The sequence below is a fragment of the Streptomyces sp. NBC_00158 genome (assembly GCF_045160885.1).
Taxonomy (GTDB): Bacteria; Actinomycetota; Actinomycetes; order Streptomycetales; family Streptomycetaceae; genus Streptomyces.
On record NZ_CP108161.1, the window covers coordinates 3,690,205 to 3,709,067 of the forward strand.

Sequence of the window (18,863 nt, forward strand, 5' to 3'; positions counted from 1 at the left end):
TGAAACGGCCCTGGCCCCCTCCAAGAGGGGGGCAGGGCCGTTTCACGTACTGACTAGCGGCGGCCGCCGCCGGTGAGGCCGCCGAACCAGCCTCCGCCCTGCTGACCGCCGTCCTGCGGCTGGTTGGGATTGGCCATCGTCCGGACGTTGACGACCGTGCCCGCCGGGACCGGGCTCGCGACCGCGGGCTCGGAGGTCATGATCACGGCGTTGTCGTCCGTCGGCCCGCCCAGCACCGCACCGAAGGTCAGGTTGGCCGCCTTGAGGGTGGCCTTGGCCTGGGCCACGGTCTGGCCGGCCAGCTGCGGCACCACGGTCGGCTGGGACGACGCCTTGGAGATGCTGACGTTGACCGGGGTGTCCTTGGGGAGCTGCTGACCGGGCTCGTACTGCTGCGCCACGACCGTCTGGGGCGCGGCTCCCGGGGAGTCGACCTCGGTCGTGCTGCCGAGCTTCAGCTTGGCGTCCGCGAGGGCCTTGGTCGCTGCCGCCTTGTTCATGCCCTTGAGGTCCGGGACGACGCCCTTGGCGGCTTCCTTGGCGACCTGGAGGGTGATCACGGAACCCTGCTCGGCCTGGCTGCCGCTCTTCGGGTTCTGCTCCAGCACCGTGCCGGGAGCGGCGGTGTCGGACTCGACGAGCTTCTTCTCGACCTGGAACTTCTTCGACTTCAGGCTCGACTCGGCGTCCTCGAACTTCAGCCGCGTGACGTCGGGGACCGCGACCTTGGGGGCGCCCGAGGACACCTTGACCTTGACCGTGAAGCCCTTGTCGACCTTTGTGTCGGGTGCCGGGTTCTGCGAGCAGATGTTGCCCTTGGGCTGGTCCGCGCAGGGTTCCTCGGCTTCCTTCTCCAGGCCGAGGCCCATGTTGGTGGCGCTGGTCTGCGCCTGCTCGAAGGTCTGGCCGACGAACTTGGGCACGGCCGGGCGGTTGTCGGCGGTGTTGCTGAAGAGGGTCCGGCCGATCAGGACCGCGCCGACCAGGACGAGGACCGCGGCGACCGCCAGCAGGATCGTCGAGGCGCGGCTCTTCTTCTGCTGACGGCGTCCGTGCCCCTGGTCGTAGCCGCCGGGGCCCTGGTTGTCGTACCCGTAGTTGCCGTCGCCGCCCCCGGGGGCCATCGGCGGCATCATCGAGGTCTGGCCGGAGTCCTGGGAGCGCAGGGCGGTGGTGGGCTGGTCGTAGCCCTGGTGCCCGTAGCCGCCCTGGTCGGGGTAGCCGTAGCCGGCGGCGCCCATGGAGGCCGTCGCGGCGACGGGCTGGCCCTCCAGGCAGGCCTCGATGTCGGCCCGCATCTCGTCCGCGGACTGGTAGCGGTAGTCGGGGTCCTTGACCAGGGCCTTGAGGACGATGGCGTCCATCACGGGCGTGATCTCGGGGTCGAAGTTCGACGGGGGCTGGGGTTCCTCGCGCACGTGCTGGTACGCGACGGCCACCGGGGAGTCGCCGACGAACGGGGGACGCACGCACAGCAGCTCGTAGAGCAGGCAGCCCGCGGAGTAGAGGTCGGAGCGCGCGTCGACCTGCTCGCCCTTGGCCTGCTCCGGGGAGAGGTACTGGGCGGTGCCGATCACGGCGGCCGTCTGCGTCATGGTCATGCCGGAGTCGCCCATGGCCCGGGCGATGCCGAAGTCCATGACCTTGACCTGGCCCGTCCGGGTGAGCATCACGTTCGCGGGCTTGATGTCGCGGTGGACGATGCCGGCGCGGTGCGAGTACTCCAGTGCCTGGAGGATGCCGATGCACATTTCGAGGGTGCGCTCGGGGAGCAGCTTGCGGCCGGAGTGCAGCAGCTCGCGCAGGGTCGAACCGTCGACGTACTCCATCACGATGTACGGGATGGAGATGTTGTCGACGTAGTCCTCGCCGGTGTCGTAGACGGCGACGATCGCCGGGTGGTTCAGCGAGGCGGCCGACTGGGCCTCGCGGCGGAACCGGGCCTGGAAGGACGGGTCACGGGCGAGGTCGGCACGCAGGGTCTTGACGGCTACGGTACGGCCGAGCCGGGTGTCGTGGCCGAGGTAGACCTCGGCCATGCCACCGCGGCCGAGCACGTGGCTCAGCTCGTACCGGCCGCCGAGGCGACGCGGCTCTTCCATAACGTTCCAGCCCTCTCCGTCAGTCCCGACCGCACCGGTGTGTGGTCCGGCGGTGTGCTGTTCGCGGCAAGGCTACCGGCCGATCGTCGGTGATCGGTTCGTGACCACAGGCTGATATCGGACCGGTACCGACCGCTCCGATACTGTCTCCGGTTCTCATGCCTTGTTCTTCAGGACGGCTTCCATGACGGCCTTCGCGACGGGCGCGGCCAGGCCGCCGCCGCTGATGTCCTCGCGGTCGGCCGCGCTGTCCTCGATGACGACGGCCACGGCGACAGGGGAGCTGCCGTCGGGGAGCTCGGCGTAGGAGATGAACCAGGCGTAGGGGCGCTTGGCGTTCTTCTCGCCGTGCTGGGCGGTACCGGTCTTGCCGCCTACCTTGACGCCCTTGATCTGGGCCTTGGTTCCCGTGCCGTTCTCGACGACGTTCACCATCATCTGCTGCACCTTCTGCGCGTTCGCCGCGCTGAGGGGCTTGCTCATCTCGGAGGGCTCGTGCTTCTCGATCGTGTCGAGGCCGGGCGCGGTGAGCTGGTCGACCATGTACGGCTTCATCAGCTTGCCGTCGTTGGCGATGGCGGCGGTGACCATGGCCATCTGGAGCGGGGTGGCCGCGGTGTTGAACTGGCCGATGGAGCTCTGCGCGTTGCCGTCGCGGCCCATGGTCTTGTCGTAGACGCTGGCGAAGGCGCGGACCGGGGTGTCGATCTTGTCGTTGTTGAAGCCGAACTTCTGGGCCGTGTCGACCATCTTGTCGCGGCCGACCTTGTCGCCCAGGTTCGCGAAGACCGAGTTGCAGGAGACCTTCAGCGCGTCGTTCAGGCTCGCCTTCTCGCAGCCGGAGGCGTGGTTGACCATCGGGGTCTTCGTGCCGGGCAGGATGTACGGCTCGGGGGTGTCCGTCGGCGCGTTGATGTCGCTGACCACGCCGTTCTCCAGCGCGGCGGCGGCCGTGACCACCTTGAAGGTGGAGCCCGGCGGGTACGTCTCGCGCAGGGCGCGGTTGACGAGCTTCTTGTCCTCGGAGTCCTTCAGCTCGACCCAGGCCTTCTCGTCGGCCTTGGAGTTGCCGGCGAAGGTGGACGGGTCGTACGAGGGGGTGCTGACCAGGGCCAGGATGGCGCCGGTGCGCGGGTCGATCGCCGCGACCGCGCCCTTCTTGGTGCCGAGCTGGTCGAAGGCGGCCTTCTGGGCGGTGGGGTTCAGCGTGGTGATGACGTTGCCGCCGCGCTTCTTCTCACCGGTGAACATGCCGATGGTGCGGTCGAAGAAGAGCCGGTCGTCGTTGCCGGTGAGGATGCCGTCGTCCAGGGACTCCAGCTGGGTGGAGCCGAAGGCCTGCGAGGCGTAGCCGGTGACGGGCGCCCACAGGGGGCCGTCGAGGTAGGTCCGCTTGTACTTGTAGTCGCTGCCGGCGGTGACGGCCGACCCGGTGATCGGCTGGCCGCCCTGGACGATGATGTTGCCGCGTTCGGTGGCGTACTGGGCGATCTGGACCCGGCGGTTCTCCTTGCGCGTGCTGAGGGCCTCGGCCTGGACGTACTGCAGCCAGTTGGTCCGGATCAGCAGGGCGAGGACGAGCAGCCCGCAGAACAGCGAGATGCGGCGCAGGGGCTTGTTCATGACGGGCGGACCACCTGGGTCATCTCGGAGTCGGGGGACGGGGCGGGGGCCGGGGCAGGTCGGCGTGCGGTGTCGCTGATCCGGATGAGGATGGCGATGAGGACCCAGTTCGCCAGGACGGAGGAACCGCCGGAGGCGAGGAAGGGCATGGTCATGCCGGTGAGGGGGATGAGGCCCATGACTCCGCCGGCGACGACGAAGATCTGCAGGGCGAAGGCGCCGGAGAGCCCGATGGCGAACAGCTTGCCGAAGGGGTCGCGCGCGGCGAGGGCGGTGCGGACGCCCCGCTCGATGATCAGGCCGTAGAGCAGGAGGAAGGCCATGACGCCGGTCAGGCCGAGCTCCTCGCCCACGGTGGAGAAGATGAAGTCGGAGTTGGCGGCGAAGCCGATCAGGTCCGAGTTGCCCTGGCCCCAGCCGGTGCCGAGCACCCCGCCGGAACCGAAGCTCATGATCGACTGGCCGACCTGCTCGCAGGCGCCGGACGTGGAGTAGCAGGCGAAGGGGTCCAGCCAGGCGGTGACGCGGGCCTTGACGTGGCTGGCAGTGGCGCCGACGACGGTGGCGCCGCCGACCGACATGAGCAGGCCGATGACGATCCAGCTGGTCCGCTCGGTGGCCACGTACAGCATGATCACGAACATGCCGAAGAACAGCAGCGAGGTGCCGAGGTCGTTCTCGAAGACGAGGACGAGCAGGCTCATCGCCCAGATCATCAGGATCGGGCCGAGGTCGCGGCCGCGCGGCAGGTAGAGGCCCATGAAGCGGCGGCTGGCCAGGGCCAGCGCGTCGCGCTTCACCATCAGGTAGCCGGCGAAGAAGATCGCGATGACGATCTTCGCGAACTCACCGGGCTGGATGGAGAAGCCGCCGACGCTGATCCAGATCTTGGCGCCGAAGACGTCCGCGCCCAGACCCGGGATGACGGGCAGGATCAGGAGCACCAGGGCGCCGGCCATGGAGATGTACGTGAACCGCTGGAGCACGCGGTGGTCCTTGAGGACCAGCAGCACGACGGAGAACAGGGCGATGGCGAGCCCCGTGTACATCATCTGGCGCGGCGCGGATTCCGAGAAGGTGCCGAAGCTGCGCTTGGCGAGGTTCTGCAGCCGCTCCGACTGGTCGAGCCGCCAGATCAGGACGACGCCGAGCCCGTTGAGCAGCGTCGCGATCGGCAGCAGCAGCGGGTCGGCGTACTTGGCGTAGCGGCGTACGACCAGGTGGGAGATCCCGGCGAGCACGGCGAAGCCGAGTCCGTAGAGCAGCATGCCCGGGGGCAGCTCGCCGTGGATCGACAGGCCCACGTTGGCGTAGGCGAAGATCGGGATGACCACGGCGAAGGCGAGCAGCAGGAGCTCGGTGTTCCGTCGGCTCGGCGCCTCGATGGCGCCGATGGTGGTCGTGTTGGTGACAACGCTCATGGTGTGGCAGGCCCCCTGTGCCCGCGTATGTCTACTGCTTTTCGCACTGGCCGACGACAGCCTGCTCCGCGGGAGTCAGGCTGGGGCCGGGCGTCTGGTTGCCCTGGGCTTCGGAAGCGCGGCGGGCCTCGTCCTGCTTGCAGGCGGAGACCTGGACCCCGAGCTCCTCGATCTTCTTGCGCGCACCGTCGAGGCTGCTCTCGCTGATCGTGGCCTCGACCTGCTTGCGCTTGAAGGGCGGGAGGTACTTCAGTTCGATCTCGGGGTGATCCGTCTCCACCTCCGAGAGGTGGATCCAGGCCAGGTTCTGGCTGAGGCCGCGGTACAGCGCGACATGGTCACCCTTGACGCCGACGTAGTACTGGGTCTGCGTCCACCGGTGCGCCGCGTACAGGCCGCCGCCGACGACACCGGCCACGAGCAGCAGGATCAGCGTGCGCGTGGTCCACTTGCGCCCTTTGCTGCGCCGCTTGCGCGGGTGGTCGTACGTGTCCTCGTACTGGCCGTCGGCGTCGTAGGCGTCGTGGGCCTGCGGTGCGCCGAAGGTGCCCGGGGCGCCGCCCTGGCTCTGGTCGGGGTATCCGTAGCCGGGGGCTTCGCCGCTGCCGGGCGGGCCGAAGGCGCCCGCGGGCGGCGGGGCCTGGCGGCCGAGCCCGGAGGCGCGGCCGGCCGGGGTCTGCATGGCGTTGCCGTCGAAGAGCTGGTGCTGGTTCTCGGCGACCGCGCCGACGACCACCGGGGTGTCGTTCAGCTGGGCGGCCATGGTGTCGCCGCTGTCGGTGTCGAGGACGTCCGCGACGATGCAGGTGATGTTGTCCGGACCGCCGCCGCGCAGGGCGAGCTGGATCAGGGACTGCACGGTCTCGTGCGGGCCGTGGTAGTCGGCGAGGGTCTCTTCCAGGGTCTGGTGGGAGACCACGCCGGACAGGCCGTCGGAGCAGATCAGGTAGCGGTCGCCGGCCCGGACCTCGCGGATGGAGAGGTCGGGCTCCACGACGTCGCCGCTGCCCAGCGCGCGCATGAGGAGGGAGCGCTGCGGATGGGTGGTCGCCTCCTCCTCGGTGATCCGGCCCTCGTCGACCAGGCGCTGCACCCAGGTGTGGTCCTGGGTGATCTGCGTGAGGACGCCGTCGCGGAGCAGGTAGGCCCGCGAGTCGCCGACGTGCACGAGGCCGAGGCGCTGGCCGGTCCACAGCAGGGCGGTGAGCGTGGTGCCCATGCCTTCGAGCTGGGAGTCCTCCTCGACCATGACGCGCAGCTGGTCGTTGGCGCGCTGCACGGCGATGCCGAGGGCGGTGAGGATGTCGGAGCCCGGGACGTCGTCGTCGAGCTGGACGAGCGAGGAGATGACCTCGGAGCTGGCGACCTCGCCGGCTGCCTGGCCGCCCATGCCGTCGGCGACGGCGAGGAGCCGGGGACCGGCGTAGCCGGAGTCCTCGTTGCCCTCCCGGATCATGCCCTTGTGCGATCCGGCGGCGAAACGCAGGGACAGACTCATGCGCACCTGCCCTGTCGACGCCTCGGGGTACAACCGGTCTCGAGCCACACTGCCCACCCTCCGGTCGGGAGCGCGCTCGGGTCCGTGTCCCCGGTGGGACGGACCGCCGCGGCTCGCTCGCTCCGCTCGCTCATTCTCGTTACTACTTCCGCAGCTCGATGACGGTCTTGCCGATGCGGATCGGGGCGCCCGGCGGAATGGGCGTCGGGGTGGTCAGCCGGGTCCGGTCGAGGTACGTGCCGTTCGTGGACCCGAGATCCTCGACGATCCACTGGCCGTCACGGTCGGGGTAGATCCTGGCATGCCTGCTGGAGGCGTAGTCGTCGTCCAGCACGATCGTGGAGTCGTGGGCGCGGCCCAGCGTGATCGTCTGGCCGGCGAGGGCCACCGTGGTGCCCGTGAGGGTCCCCTCGGAGACGACGAGCTTGGTCGGCGCACCCCTGCGCTGGCGCTGCTGGGGCGGCGCGGCCTGCCGTCCCGTCTGCTGCTGGGCGCCCGCGGCGGCCCCGCCGCGGCGCGAGCCGCGCTGTGTGACGCGCGTACCGAAGAGGTCGCTGCGGATGACCTGAACGGCCACGATGACGAACAGCCACAGAACGGCCAGGAAACCCAACCGCATGACCGTCAGGGTCAGCTCTGACATTGCCCCCGCTTCACCCTTCGGCTTGCCGGTAAATGATGGTGGTGCTGCCCACGACGATCCGCGAGCCGTCGCGGAGCGTAGCGCGGGTGGTGTGCTGCCCGTCCACCACGATGCCGTTGGTGGACCCGAGATCCTGGATCGTCGGGGGTGTTCCGGTCCGGATCTCACAGTGCCGGCGGGACACGCCGGGGTCGTCGATCCGCACATCGGCCTCGGTGCTGCGGCCGAGTACGAGCGTCGGGCGCGAGATCTGGTGGCGGGTGCCGTTGATCTCGATCCAGCGGCGCATGGCCCCCGGGGCACCGGGAGCGGCCGGCGGGGCGCCGGGGCGCGCGCCGGGTCCGCCCACGGGCGGACCCGGGGGCATGGGCGGGGCGCCGACCGGCGGGTAGCCGTAGCCGCCCTGCTGGCCCTGGGCGGCCTGCGGGGAGTCCTGGGAGGTGCTGGAGGCGAGGGTACGACTGCGGACCCGGTAGAGGCCGGTGTCCAGGTCGTCCGCCTTCTCCAGGTGCACCTTGATGGGGCCCATGAAGCTGTAGCGCTGCTGCTTGGCGTAGTCGCGTACGAGGCCCGCGAGTTCGTCGCCCAGCTGACCGGAGTAGGGGCTCAGGCGCTCGTAGTCGCCGGCGCTGAGCTCCACGATGAAGTCGTTGGGTACGACGGTCCGCTCGCGGTTCCAGATCGTGGCGTTGTTGTCGCACTCGCGCTGGAGGGCGCCGGCGATCTCCACCGGCTGGACCTCGGACTTGAACACCTTGGCGAAGGTGCCGTTCACCAGACCTTCGAGGCGCTGCTCGAAACGCTTCAGGACTCCCATGGGGCACCTCCTCCGTCGTTGTCGCCCTGTACTGCTTACTGATCGTATCCACGCGTGGCGGATTCGGCTGGTTCCCCTTCGGTCCTGCGCGCAGGAGTGTTGGTGCTCACAAGGGATCGTAGGGGTGCGCCAGGGACAGTGTCCCGCACCCGGAGGGGACTGTGGGAGGGGCCGTGCCGGTCGTCGTGAGGGGGGCCGGGGAAAGCGATTTCAATCAGGCCCGTCCGACGTGTTAATGTTTCGACGTCGCCAGGGGAACGGCCCGAAAGGGAAGAACCACTGGGACGCTGCTCGGGCGAGTGGCGGAACGGCAGACGCGCTGGCTTCAGGTGCCAGTGTCCTTCGGGACGTGGGGGTTCAAATCCCCCCTCGCCCACATCGGGGAAGCCCCGGTCCGGACTCCGGACCGGGGCTTCTCGCATGTCCGGCTCCGGACGACTTTCGTCGTGCGGGACGCGACGAAAGAAGACGGCCGACGGCACGGGCCGCTGTCTAGGGTCGGACGCGTGGATGCCAAGGCGAGGACGCGTGCGGGCTGGGACTGGCTGAAGGGGCCGGAGCCCTGGACGCGGCGGATGCTGGCCGGGGACCTGACGACCGCCGCCGTGCTGGCGCTGCTCGGCGTCGGCGTGGACGAACTCAGCAACAGCTCCGTACTGAAGACGGCCCTCGGGGTCGTGGCCGTGGTGTCGCTGACGCTGCTGCGCCGAAGGCTCCCGGCGGCCACGCTGGTGGTGGGGGCGGCGGCCAGCGCCCTGCTGCCCGGGGTGTTCCTCGTGACGGTCCTGCTGGGCTGGTCCGCGGGCCGCCGGATCGTCGGCGTGGGCCGGGCGCTCGGTGCGTTCCTGCTGGCCTTCCTCGCGGCGATCGGCCTCACCCTGGTCGACCAGTGGTCGCAGATGCGGCCGGTGCTGGTGGTCGTCTTCTCCACCCTGCTGTTCCTCGCGGCGACCGTCATGCCGGGTCTGGCCAGCCGGTACTGGCACCAGCGCCGGACCCTGCTGAGCGCGCTCCAGGAGCGCAACGACCGGCTGCTGCGCGAGCGGACCATGGTCGCCGGGCAGGCCAGGCTGCGGGAGCGGCAGCGCATCGCCCAGGACATGCACGACAGCCTGGGCCACCAGCTGGCGCTGATCTCGGTGCACACGGGGGCGCTGGAGGTGGACCCCGCGCTGACCGACCGCCAGCGCGAGGCGGTGGGGGTGCTGCGGCAGGCCTCGGTGGCGGCCATGCACGAGCTGCGCGAGGTCGTCGGGATCCTGCGCGACGGAGTGGAGGCGCCCGCGCCGGTCGAGGAGGCGCAGCCGGCCGCACGGGGGGTGGCCGGGATCGCCGGGATCGTAGAGGCGGCGCGGGCCGCGGGGACCGACGTACGGCTGGGCACGGCGGGGCGGCCGCGGCCGCTGGTCGCGGCCTGCGACCACGCGGCGTACCGGATCGTGCAGGAGGCGCTGACCAACGCCTACAAGCACGCTCCCGGGTCGCCGATCACCGTGGAACTGCGCTACGAGGACGACTCGCTGGTCGTGGAGATCGCCAACGGTCCGGCCACCGACCGGGGTTCGGGCGAGGTCGTGTCGGGCGGGCAGGGGCTGACGGGGCTGCGGGAGCGGGCCCGGCTGGTCGGCGGCATGGTGCACGCGGGGGCGACCGAGGACGGCGGCTTCCGGGTGGCGGGCGTGCTGCCGTACGGGACGGAGCCGGCCGGGCTGGTCGAGGACGTGGCCGACGACTTCGGGCAGCGCTCGCAGGCCCGTGCGCTGGCGCTGAAGGGTGCGCCTCCGCTGGACTGGGCCGCGCTGGACCGCGAGCTGTCGGTGCCGGTGCGCACCCGGACCGGTGGCGTGGCGATGGGCTGCGGGATCGCCGTCGCGGCGCTGGTGCTGCTGGTCATCGTGATGGGGGCCGCGGTGGTGATGCTGGTCGGCTCCGCGAACGAGGCGATGATCGGCAGGGAGGAGTACGACGCGGTCCACGTGGGCGAGTCCGAGCAGTCCGTACGCGGTCGGCTGCCGAGCGGGGACAGCGTCCTGACGGCGGGGATGGACCGCAAGGGCCCGCCGCGGCCGGAGGGCTCGGAGTGCCTGGCGCTGCTCTCCAGCGGCAATTCGGAGTGGTCCGCCGACGACACCGTTTTCCGGTTCTGCTTCAAGGACGGCAAGCTCGTCGACAAGCAGGCGTACGAGGTCAAGCAGTAGGAGCGTGCGGGTGACAGCCAAGGTGATCAGAGTGGTGATCGCTGACGACGAGCCGCTGATCCGCGCGGGGATCAGGATGATCCTGACCTCGGCGCCGGACATCGAGGTCGTCGCCGAGGGGGCCAACGGCCGGGAGGCGGTCGAGCTGGCCCTGTCGCACGCCCCGGACGTGGTGCTGCTGGACATCCAGATGCCGGTGATGGACGGGCTGACGGCGCTGGGCGAGCTGGGGCGGGCCGCGCCGGCGGTGCGGGCGCTGATCCTGACCACCTTCGGGGAGAAGGAGAACGTGCTGCGGGCGCTGAGCCAGGGCGGCGCGGGCTTCCTGCTGAAGGACTCGGCGCCCGGCGAGCTGATCGGCGCCGTCCGCGCGGCCGCGGCCGGGGACGCGTACCTCTCGCCCGGGGCGACCCGGCACGTGGTCGACCAGCTGGCCACGGGCCCGGCCGCGGGGCGCGGCGAGGAGGCCCGGCGGCGGGTGGCGGAGCTGAGCGAGCGGGAGCGCGGCGTGCTGGCGCTGCTGGGAGAGGGCTTGTCCAACGCGGACGCGGGGCGCAGGCTCCACATGAGCGAGGCGACGGTGAAGACGTACGTGAGCCGGATCCTGGCGAAGCTGGGCTGCGAGAACCGGGTTCAGGCGGCCCTGCTGGCCAGGGACGCCGGGCTGTAGGTACGGTCTGCCCGGACTTGATCGGCCACGAGGTGGCCGGTGTGGCGCGAACAGGGCGGGGCAGCGCGGATGGTGGCGATACCGGAGCAGTACGCGGCGGCGGGCCTGGTGGCCGGGGCGTCGGGCGGGGCGGGCGTGACGGCGGACCCGGCCGCGGGGCGCGACGGCGGGCGGATACCGCGCGTCGCGGGCTTCGCGCCGCGGAACGTGACGGGTTCGCCCAAGGAGGCGGGCAAGGCGCTGCGGCTGCGCGTACCGCGGGCGGCCCACGCCCGGTTCGAGGCTCCCGCCGGGCGTCCGGACGCGGTGCGCGCGGTGGAGGAGTCCAACGTGGGCCGGGTCGCCGAGCTGACCCCGATACGGGTGGGGCGGATGGCCGCGAACCCCTTCGCCTTCCTGCGCGGGGCGGCCGGGCTGATGGCGCACGACCTGTCCGGCGGTCCGGTGACCGGGGTGGGCGCGCAGATCTGCGGTGACGCCCACGCGGCCAACTTCGGCCTGTACGGGGACGCGCGCGGCCGGCTCGTGATCGACCTGAACGACTTCGACGAGACCGTCTTCGGTCCGTGGGAGTGGGACGTGAAGCGGCTCGCGACCTCCCTGGTACTCGCCGGGCGGGTGGCGGGCGCCTGCGAGGACACCTGTCTGGCGGCGGCGCGGGACGCGGTGGGCGCCTACCGGCGCACCATGCGGCTGCTGGCCAAGCTGCCCGCGCTCGACGCGTGGAACGCGATCGCGGACGAGGAGCTGGTCTCCCACACCGACGCCCGGGACCTGCTGGGCACCCTGGAGCGGGTCTCGGAGAAGGCCCGCAACAACACCTCCGCCCGGTTCGCCGCCAAGTCGACCGAGCTCCTCGCCGACGGCGCCCGACGCTTCGTGGACGCGCTGCCGGTGCTGCGGCGGGTCGGGGACGGGGAGGCCGCGGCCGTGGCCGCCTCGCTGGGCCCGTACCTGGCGACCCTGTCGGGGGACCGGCTGCCGCTGCTGGCCCGGTACGCGATCCACGACGTGGCCTTCCGCGTCGTCGGCACCGGCAGCGTGGGCACCCGCTCGTACGTGGTGCTGCTGCTGGACCACCGGGGCGAGCCGCTGGTGCTCCAGGTGAAGGAGGCGCGGCCGTCGGTGCTGCTGCCGCACCTGCCGGGGCTGGGCTTCCACGCGCCGGAGGAGGAGCACGAGGGCCGCCGGGTGGTGGCCGGGCAGAAGCGGATGCAGGTGGTCTCGGACATCCTGCTGGGCTGGACGACCGTCGAGGGGCGTCCGTACCAGGTCCGGCAGTTCCGCAACCGCAAGGGCAGCGTGGACCCGGCGGCGCTGGCGGTGGACCAGATCGACGACTACGGCCGGATGACCGGCGCCCTGCTGGCGCGGGCGCACGCGCACAGCGCCGATCCGCGGCTGCTGGCGGGGTACTGCGGCAAGAACGAGGAGCTGGACGAGGCGATGGCCGCCTTCGCCGTGGCCTACGCCGACCGGAGCGAGGCCGACCACGCGGATCTGGTGGCCGCGGTGCGCTCGGGACGGATCGCGGCCGAGTTCGGGGTCTGAGCGGCCGGCCGGGGTCCGCCGGGCCGGCCGGGGTCCGCCGGGCCGGTCTGACCCGGGCCCGCACGTTTCACGTGAAACATCCCCTACGTTTCACGTGAAACCTGGCCCGGGGCGGGCCGTAGGCTGGCCGGGTGAGCGAGCAGACCGAACACACCGCCCCCGATGAGTCCGCCGTCCCCGGTGACGAGCGTCCCGAGGCGCGGCTGGAGCGCGCCGTGCGGGCCGCCGAGCAGGCGCTGATCGAGTTCGAGATCGCCGTGGAGACCTTCCGGGTGGAGGTCGAGAACTTCTCCCGGCTCCACCACCAGAAGCTCGGCCCGATGTACTCGCGGCTCGACGAGCTGGACGCGCTGATCGCCGAGGCGAAGGCGGCCCGCACCGGCGATCCCGAGGACCTCCGGCGGGCCCAGGAGGCCCGTTCCCTGGTCATGCCGATGCCCGGGGTGGAGGAGCTGTTCCACGACTGGCTGGGCTCGGACGGGATCTCCGACGATGCCGCCGCGATGCTCACCGACCGGTCGGTGCAGCCGCCGCAGCGGGTGCGGCCCACCGAGGAGGTCCGGCGCCTGTACCGCGAGCTGGTCCGCAAGGCCCACCCCGACTTGGCGCAGGACGAGGCCGAGCGCACCCGCCGCGATGCCTTCATCTCCCGGGTCAACGCCGCCTACGGGCGCGGCGAGGAGCGGCTGCTGCGCGAGCTGGCCGAGGAGTGGGAGGCCGGCCCGGCGCCCGAGGAGGTCCGGCCGAGCGAGAGCGAGGAGCTGTACGCCCGCCTGGAGTGGCTGGCCCAGCGCAAGGAGCTGCTCTCGCTGGTGGCGAAGGAGCTGGAGGACAGCGCGATCGGCGCCATGCTGCGGATGGCGCCGGACGACCCGGACCGGCTGCTGGAGGAGATCGCGGAGCAGCTGCTGGCGCAGGTCTCCGAGCGCGAGGCGGAGCTGGCGTCGTACAGCGCCGGATGAGCCCGGCCCGGCCGGGGCTTCGGATAGGTTGGCAGACCAGATCCGTGAAGAGAGAAGGCGACTGTTATGAACCTCGGACCGCTTCCCTCGGTGGACGCCGCGGCGGTGCCCGCCGAAGGCTTCGTCCTCGACGTCCGTGAGGACGACGAATGGGCGGCCGGGCACGTCGAGGGTGCGCTGCACGTCCCGATGAGCGACTTCGTGGCGCGCTTCGGCGAGGTCACGGAGGCGGTTGCGGACGGCCGTACCGCGTACGTGATGTGCCGGGTGGGCGGCCGTAGCGCGCAGGTCACCCAGTACCTGGTGCGCCAGGGCATCGAGGCCGTGAACGTCGACGGCGGGATGCAGGCCTGGGACCGTGCCGGGCGCCCGATGGTGACGGACAACGGGAACCCGGCCTTCGTGCTCTAGGCCGCGTCCTTCCGATCGGGCCGGGCCGGTGGCTCAGCCGAGGGGGTGGGCGGCCAGCAGGTCGCCCAGTGCCTCCTCGTGCGCGGCGGCCGGGCCGAGCTGGAGCTCCAGCTGCTTGGCCCAGGCGTGGTAGCGGTGCAGCGGGTAGTCGGTGTCGGCGCCGAAGCCGCCGTGCAGGTGCTGGGCGGTCTGCACGACCCGGCGTACGCCCTCGGAGGCCCAGATCTTGGCGACGGCGACGTCCCCGGCGCTGGGCAGCGGGCCGCCCGCCCCGCCGGTGGCGGCGTCGAGCCGCCAGGCGGCCTGCCAGAGGGTGGCCTCCATGGCGCGCAGGTCGATGTAGCGGTCGGCGGCCTGCACCGCGACGGCCTGGAAGGTTGCCACGGGGAAGCCGAACTGCTCCCGCTTGCCGGTGTACTGGCTGGTCATGGTGAGGGCGGCCTCGCCGAGGCCGAGCGCGAGCGCGCAGGTGCCGGTGGCCAGGAGCTGGTGGAGCCGTTCCCAGGCGCCGGGGGCGTCGATCACGTGGGCCGCGGGTGCCCGTACCGCGTCGAGGGTGAGTTCGGCGAGCCGCTCGCCGCTGGTGGAGTACTGGTCGGCGAGCGTGAGTCCCGGGGTGACGCGGGGCAGGAGCGCGAGGACCGCCTCGCCCTCGCCGCTGTGGGCGGGGACCGCGATCCAGTCGCTGCCGTGGGCCCAGGCCACGGAGGTCTGCACCCCGGCCAGGAGCCAGTCCGTGCCCTCGCGGCGTGCGGTGACGGCGAGTTCGGCGGGGTCGTGGCCGGTCCGGCCGTGCGCCGCCGCGGTGAGGACGAGCGTGCCGTCCGCGGCGCCGGGCAGCAGGGCGGCGGCCAGTCCGGGGCTGCCGTGGGCCTGGACGGCCATGGCGGTGGCACAGTGCTCCAGCAGTGGCACCCGGGCCAGCACCCGCGCCGCTTCGCGGAGCACCAGGCACAGGGCGATGGCGTCGAGACCTGCCCCGCCGTGCTCCTCGGCGAGGACGAGGCCCAGCAGGTCGGAGCCGGCGAGCCGGGCCCACAGCGGCCGGTCGAAGTCGTCCGCGACGGCCCCGGGCGTGAGCGCGGGGCTGGGGACGCCGTCGGGGGCCACGCCCGCGAAGACGGCCCGCGCGGCCTCGACGGCGGCCTGCTGTTCCTCGGTGAAGGTGAAGTCCACTGCCTGTCCTCCTGCGCGCACCGGCTGACGCCCTGATCTGACGGTGCGTCAAGATAGAGCAGCTCGAGGCAATTGGACAGGCCCCCGGCAGGGGTGGGCGTGGGCCTACCGGTCGAAGTCGATCTCCACTTCCTCGGTCAGGGCGTGGGACTGGCAGGCCAGCACGAACCCGGCGTCGGTCTCCTCCGCCTCCAGCGCGAAGTTGCGGTCCATCCGCACCTCGCCGGAGACCACGAAGGCCCGGCAGGTGCCGCACACCCCGCCCTTGCAGGCGTAGGGGGCGTCCGCGCGGTTGCGCAGCACGGTGTCCAGCAGGGACTCGCCGTCCTGCACGGACCAGGTGCCGGAGCGGCCGTCGAGCCGGGCGGTCACCCGGCCGTGGGCCGGCGAGGGGACGGAGCGGGCCGGGCCCTGCGGGGCGGTTTCCTCGACGTGGAAGATCTCCTCGTGCACCCGGGTCCGTACGACGCCCAGCGCGCCCAGGGCCTTCTCCGCGCCGGTCACGAGCCCGTAGGGCCCGCACAGGAACCAGCCCGTCACCTCCTCGACCGGAAGCAGCGCGGGCAGCAGGGACACCAGCCGGGCCTCGTCGAGCCGACCGGACGGCAGCCCGGCCTCCTGCTCCTCGCGGGAGAGCACGGTGACCAGCTGGAAGCGGTCGGGGTAGCGGTCCTTGAGGTCGGCCACGTCCTCCAGGAACATCGTCGAGGCCGCCGTACGGTCGCTGCGCACCAGGCAGAACCGGGCGTCGGGCCGCGCCGCCAGCACCGTGGCGGCGATCGACAGCACCGGGGTGATGCCGCTGCCGCCGACGATCGCCGCGTAGTGCGGGGCCTGCGGGGCGGCGGCCGGGTCCAGCACGAACCGGCCGGCCGGGACCATCACGTCCAGCACGTCGCCGGCCGCGACCTCCTTGTGCGCGAACGTGGAGAACTCGCCGCCCTCCACCAGGCGCACGCCCACCCGCAGCTCGGCCGGGCCGGGGCCGTCGGGGGCCGGGGCGGGGGAGCAGATCGAGTAGGTGCGGCGGACCTCGGGGCCCTCGGCGGCGCCGCGGCGCAGCGTCAGGTGCTGGCCGGGGGCGTGGCGGTAGTCCTCGCGCAGTTCCTCGGGGACCCGGAGGGTCAGTGCCACCGAGTCGTCGGTGAGCCGGTCGACTGCCGCCACCGTCAGCGGGTGGAACGCGCCGTGGCGGGGTGCGGCCATCTACAGCTCCTTGAAGTGGTCGAACGGTTCGCGGCAGGCGACGCAGCGGCGCAGCGCCTTGCACGCGGTGGAGGAGAAGCGGCTGAGCAGCTCGGTGTCCGTCGAGCCGCAGTTGGGGCAGCGCACCGACAGCGTCAGCGGTACCGGCCCGCCGGTGGAGTGCGGGCGGGGCGGCGCGATGCCGAACTCGGCCAGCTTGCGTCGGCCTTCGGCGCTGATGTCGTCGGTGGACCAGGCCGGGGACAGGACCGTGGTGACCCGCACCTCGGGGATGCCGTGGCAGGTGAGGACCCGCTCGATGTCGGCGGACATGGCCTCGATGGCCGGGCAGCCGGTGTACGTCGGGGTCAGGACCACCTCGGCGTGGCCGTCCTCGTGCATCCGCACCCCGCGCACGACGCCCAGCTCGGCCAGGGTCAGCACGGGCAGTTCCGGGTCGGGGACGGAACCCGCCAGCTCGGCCAGCTCCGCCTCCAGGCGGGTGGTCCCGGCCCCGGCGCTCACCACGACGCTCCGGGGTGGCTGCGGTGCAGGTGCTGCATCTCGGCGAGCAGCCGCCCGAACGGCTCGGTGTGCAGGCCCTGGCGGCCCGCTCCGGCGGCCCAGGCGCCCGTGCGGGGCCCCTCGGGCAGGGAGAGGCCCGCCCGGTCCAGTACGTCGCCCAGCGCGGCCAGCCAGCGGCCCTCCAGGGCCTCCATGGCGGCCCGGTCCAGGCCGAGGCCCTCGACGGGCAGGAACATCTCCCCGGTGAACTTCCACAGGGCGTCCAGCGCCGCGCGCATCCGGGACCGGCTCTCCTCGGTGCCGTCGCCGAGGCGCAGCGTCCACTGCTCGGCGTGGTCCCGGTGGTAGGCGGTCTCCTTCACGGCCTTGGCCGCGAGCGGGGCGAACGGGCCGTCCCCGGCGGCGAGCTCCGTGTACAGCTCGTGCTGGTAGAAGGAGAAGTACAGCTGGCGGGCGATGGTGTGGGCGAAGTCCCCGTTGGGCTGCTCGACCAGCTGGAGGTTGCGGAAGGAGCGCTCCTCGCGCAGGAACGCGAGCTCGTCCTCGTCGCCCGCCATGGACAGCAGCAGGCGGGCCTGGCCGAGCAGGTCGAGGGCGATGTTGGCCAGGGCGACCTCCTCCTCCAGGACGGGGGCGTGGCCCGCCCACTCGCCGAGGCGGTGGGAGAGGATCAGCGCGTCGTCGCCGAGGGCGAGGGCGGCCGCGGTGCGGGTGTCGGTGCCGGCGCTCACAGGTGGCGCACCCCCTCGGGGATCTCGTAGAAGGTCGGGTGCCGGTACGGCTTGTCGGCGGACGGGGCGAAGAACGGGTCCCGCTCGTCCGGCGAGGAGGCGGTGATCTCCGTGGAGGGCACGACCCAGATGGAGACGCCCTCGTTGCGCCGCGTGTAGAGGTCGCGTGCGTTGCGCAGGGCCATCTCCGCGTCGGGGGCGTGCAGGCTTCCCGCGTGCGTGTGCGAGAGGCCGCGGCGCGAGCGCACGAACACCTCCCACAGGGGCCAGTTCTGCGTCATGCCTGTACCTCTCGTCCGGTGCTGGTGTGCTTCGCGGCGTAGGCGGAGGCGGCCTCGCGGACCCAGGCGCCTTCCTCGTGCGCCGTGCGCCGCTGGCTGATCCGCTGTTCGTTGCAGGGGCCGTTGCCCTTGAGGACGTCCCAGAACTCGGCCCAGTCGATGGCGCCGAAGTCGTGGTGGCCGCGCTCCTCGTTCCACTTGATGTCCGGGTCGGGCAGGGTCAGGCCCAGCGACTCGGCCTGCGGGACGGCGATGTCCACGAAGCGCTGGCGCAGCTCGTCGTTGGAGTGGCGCTTGATCTTCCAGGCCATCGCCTGCGCGCTGTGGACCGACTCGTCGTCCGGCGGGCCGAACATCATCAGCGAGGGCCACCACCAGCGGTTCACCGCGTCCTGGGCCATCTCGTGCTGGGCCTGGGTGCCCTGCGAGAGGGCGAGGAGCAGCTCGTAGCCCTGGCGCTGGTGGAAGGACTCCTCCTTGCAGATCCGGACCATGGCGCGGGCGTAGGGGCCGTAGGAGCAGCGGCAGATCGGCACCTGGTTGGTGATCGCCGCGCCGTCCACGAGCCAGCCGATGGCGCCGACGTCGGCCCAGGTCAGCGTGGGGTAGTTGAAGATCGAGGAGTACTTCTGCTTGCCCGAGTGGAGCTTGTCGAGCAGCTCGTCGCGGCTGGTGCCGAGGGTTTCGGCGGCGCTGTAGAGGTAGAGGCCGTGGCCCGCCTCGTCCTGGACCTTGGCCATCAGGATCGCCTTGCGGCGCAGGGAGGGCGCGCGGGTGATCCAGTTGGCCTCGGGCTGCATGCCGATGATCTCGGAGTGGGCGTGCTGTGCCATCTGGCGGACCAGGGAGGCGCGGTACTCCTCGGGCATCCAGTCCCGGGGCTCCACGCGCTCGTCGGCCGCCACGGCGGCGTCGAAGTCCGCACGGAGCTGTGCGCCGAGGTCCGCGGACTGCCCGTCCACCGCGCCGTCCACCGTGCCTGACGTGCCCGTTTCCGGGGTCACTGCGACCATCCCGGTCCCCTGTCAGAGTGTGCCGTCCGCCCGACCGACCGATCGTTCGGTTCATC

The 18,863-nt window shown here is 72.0% G+C and carries 17 protein-coding genes and 1 tRNA gene; 6 read left to right on the forward strand and 12 right to left on the reverse strand.

The window, feature by feature from the left end; all coding sequences use genetic code 11:
• Positions 1 to 53: 53 nt before the first annotated feature.
• The 6 genes from pknB to OG553_RS17005 form a co-directional block, all read right to left on the reverse strand.
• Complete coding sequence (gene pknB, locus OG553_RS16980) at positions 54 to 2,102, reverse strand: Stk1 family PASTA domain-containing Ser/Thr kinase (protein ID WP_405979776.1); 2,049 nt, start codon at positions 2,100 to 2,102, stop codon at positions 54 to 56.
• A gap of 156 nt (positions 2,103 to 2,258) precedes the next feature.
• Complete coding sequence (locus OG553_RS16985; RefSeq protein WP_405979777.1) at positions 2,259 to 3,725, reverse strand: peptidoglycan D,D-transpeptidase FtsI family protein; 1,467 nt, start codon at positions 3,723 to 3,725, stop codon at positions 2,259 to 2,261.
• Complete coding sequence (locus OG553_RS16990) at positions 3,722 to 5,146, reverse strand: FtsW/RodA/SpoVE family cell cycle protein (RefSeq protein WP_405979778.1); 1,425 nt, start codon at positions 5,144 to 5,146, stop codon at positions 3,722 to 3,724. Before OG553_RS16990 ends, OG553_RS16985 begins: the two co-directional genes overlap by 4 nt.
• A 31-nt stretch (positions 5,147 to 5,177) precedes the next feature.
• Positions 5,178 to 6,644 (reverse strand): PP2C family protein-serine/threonine phosphatase, encoded by a 1,467-nt coding sequence (locus tag OG553_RS16995; protein ID WP_405979779.1) that lies wholly within the window; start codon positions 6,642 to 6,644, stop codon positions 5,178 to 5,180.
• A gap of 142 nt (positions 6,645 to 6,786) precedes the next feature.
• Positions 6,787 to 7,287, reverse strand: coding sequence for an FHA domain-containing protein (locus tag OG553_RS17000; protein ID WP_405979780.1), 501 nt, complete (start codon positions 7,285 to 7,287; stop codon positions 6,787 to 6,789).
• A 10-nt stretch (positions 7,288 to 7,297) separates the two neighbouring features.
• Positions 7,298 to 8,104, reverse strand: coding sequence for an FhaA domain-containing protein (locus tag OG553_RS17005; RefSeq protein ID WP_405979781.1), 807 nt, complete (start codon positions 8,102 to 8,104; stop codon positions 7,298 to 7,300).
• Positions 8,105 to 8,397: 293 nt separating this feature from the next.
• Here OG553_RS17005 and OG553_RS17010 point away from each other — a divergent pair.
• The 6 genes from OG553_RS17010 to OG553_RS17035 all read left to right on the forward strand — a co-directional run bounded on the left by OG553_RS17010 (position 8,398) and on the right by OG553_RS17035 (position 13,896).
• Positions 8,398 to 8,480, forward strand: a tRNA-Leu gene (locus tag OG553_RS17010).
• Positions 8,481 to 8,610: 130 nt separating this feature from the next.
• Entirely contained in the window at positions 8,611 to 10,302 is a 1,692-nt protein-coding gene (locus OG553_RS17015; protein ID WP_405979782.1) for a histidine kinase, read from the forward strand.
• 10 nt (positions 10,303 to 10,312) lie between these two features.
• Positions 10,313 to 10,972, forward strand: a complete 660-nt coding sequence (locus tag OG553_RS17020) for a response regulator transcription factor (RefSeq protein ID WP_125595717.1) — start codon at positions 10,313 to 10,315, stop codon at positions 10,970 to 10,972.
• A gap of 69 nt (positions 10,973 to 11,041) precedes the next feature.
• The gene (locus OG553_RS17025) at positions 11,042 to 12,523 is read left to right on the forward strand and encodes a DUF2252 domain-containing protein (protein WP_405979783.1); all 1,482 of its coding nucleotides are present in this window, start codon (positions 11,042 to 11,044) and stop codon (positions 12,521 to 12,523) included.
• A gap of 131 nt (positions 12,524 to 12,654) precedes the next feature.
• Complete coding sequence (locus tag OG553_RS17030; protein WP_405979784.1) at positions 12,655 to 13,485, forward strand: J domain-containing protein; 831 nt, start codon at positions 12,655 to 12,657, stop codon at positions 13,483 to 13,485.
• A 66-nt stretch (positions 13,486 to 13,551) separates the two neighbouring features.
• Positions 13,552 to 13,896: a rhodanese-like domain-containing protein gene (locus OG553_RS17035; RefSeq protein WP_405979785.1), complete on the forward strand. Its 345-nt coding sequence runs from the start codon at positions 13,552 to 13,554 to the stop codon at positions 13,894 to 13,896.
• A 33-nt stretch (positions 13,897 to 13,929) separates the two neighbouring features.
• Here OG553_RS17035 and OG553_RS17040 read toward each other — a convergent pair whose 3' ends face one another.
• The 6 genes from OG553_RS17040 to paaA all read right to left on the reverse strand — a co-directional run bounded on the left by OG553_RS17040 (position 13,930) and on the right by paaA (position 18,807).
• A complete protein-coding gene (locus OG553_RS17040) occupies positions 13,930 to 15,072 on the reverse strand; it encodes an acyl-CoA dehydrogenase family protein (protein ID WP_405979786.1) in 1,143 nt (380 codons plus the stop codon).
• A 105-nt stretch (positions 15,073 to 15,177) separates the two neighbouring features.
• Entirely contained in the window at positions 15,178 to 16,278 is a 1,101-nt protein-coding gene (locus OG553_RS17045; RefSeq protein ID WP_405979787.1) for a 2Fe-2S iron-sulfur cluster-binding protein, read from the reverse strand.
• Entirely contained in the window at positions 16,279 to 16,785 is a 507-nt protein-coding gene (paaD, locus tag OG553_RS17050) for a 1,2-phenylacetyl-CoA epoxidase subunit PaaD (protein ID WP_405979788.1), read from the reverse strand. It lies immediately after the preceding gene.
• The gene (gene paaC / locus OG553_RS17055; protein WP_405979789.1) at positions 16,779 to 17,513 is read right to left on the reverse strand and encodes a 1,2-phenylacetyl-CoA epoxidase subunit PaaC; all 735 of its coding nucleotides are present in this window, start codon (positions 17,511 to 17,513) and stop codon (positions 16,779 to 16,781) included. Before paaC ends, paaD begins: the two co-directional genes overlap by 7 nt.
• Positions 17,510 to 17,794 carry a 1,2-phenylacetyl-CoA epoxidase subunit PaaB gene (paaB, locus tag OG553_RS17060; protein ID WP_125813338.1) on the reverse strand — a complete coding sequence of 95 codons (285 nt, stop codon included), beginning with the start codon at positions 17,792 to 17,794 and terminating at the stop codon, positions 17,510 to 17,512. The genes paaC and paaB overlap by 4 nt, the downstream gene beginning before the upstream one ends.
• Positions 17,791 to 18,807 (reverse strand): 1,2-phenylacetyl-CoA epoxidase subunit PaaA, encoded by a 1,017-nt coding sequence (gene paaA, locus OG553_RS17065; protein ID WP_405979790.1) that lies wholly within the window; start codon positions 18,805 to 18,807, stop codon positions 17,791 to 17,793. The genes paaB and paaA overlap by 4 nt, the downstream gene beginning before the upstream one ends.
• Positions 18,808 to 18,863 lie beyond the last annotated feature (56 nt).

Excerpts from the sequence above, each read along its gene's own strand:
- pknB (WP_405979776.1), bottom strand. The coding sequence starts at position 2,102 with ATGGAAGAGCCGCGTCGCCTCGGCGGCCGGTACGAGCTGAGCCACGTG.
- OG553_RS16985 (WP_405979777.1), bottom strand. The coding sequence starts at position 3,725 with ATGAACAAGCCCCTGCGCCGCATCTCGCTGTTCTGCGGGCTGCTCGTC.
- OG553_RS16990 (WP_405979778.1), bottom strand. The coding sequence starts at position 5,146 with ATGAGCGTTGTCACCAACACGACCACCATCGGCGCCATCGAGGCGCCG.
- OG553_RS16995 (WP_405979779.1), bottom strand. The coding sequence starts at position 6,644 with ATGAGTCTGTCCCTGCGTTTCGCCGCCGGATCGCACAAGGGCATGATC.
- OG553_RS17000 (WP_405979780.1), bottom strand. The coding sequence starts at position 7,287 with ATGTCAGAGCTGACCCTGACGGTCATGCGGTTGGGTTTCCTGGCCGTT.
- OG553_RS17005 (WP_405979781.1), bottom strand. The coding sequence starts at position 8,104 with ATGGGAGTCCTGAAGCGTTTCGAGCAGCGCCTCGAAGGTCTGGTGAAC.
- OG553_RS17025 (WP_405979783.1), top strand. The coding sequence starts at position 11,042 with ATGGTGGCGATACCGGAGCAGTACGCGGCGGCGGGCCTGGTGGCCGGG.
- OG553_RS17035 (WP_405979785.1), top strand. The coding sequence starts at position 13,552 with ATGAACCTCGGACCGCTTCCCTCGGTGGACGCCGCGGCGGTGCCCGCC.
- OG553_RS17045 (WP_405979787.1), bottom strand. The coding sequence starts at position 16,278 with ATGGCCGCACCCCGCCACGGCGCGTTCCACCCGCTGACGGTGGCGGCA.
- paaB (WP_125813338.1), bottom strand. The coding sequence starts at position 17,794 with ATGACGCAGAACTGGCCCCTGTGGGAGGTGTTCGTGCGCTCGCGCCGC.
- paaA (WP_405979790.1), bottom strand. The coding sequence starts at position 18,807 with ATGGTCGCAGTGACCCCGGAAACGGGCACGTCAGGCACGGTGGACGGC.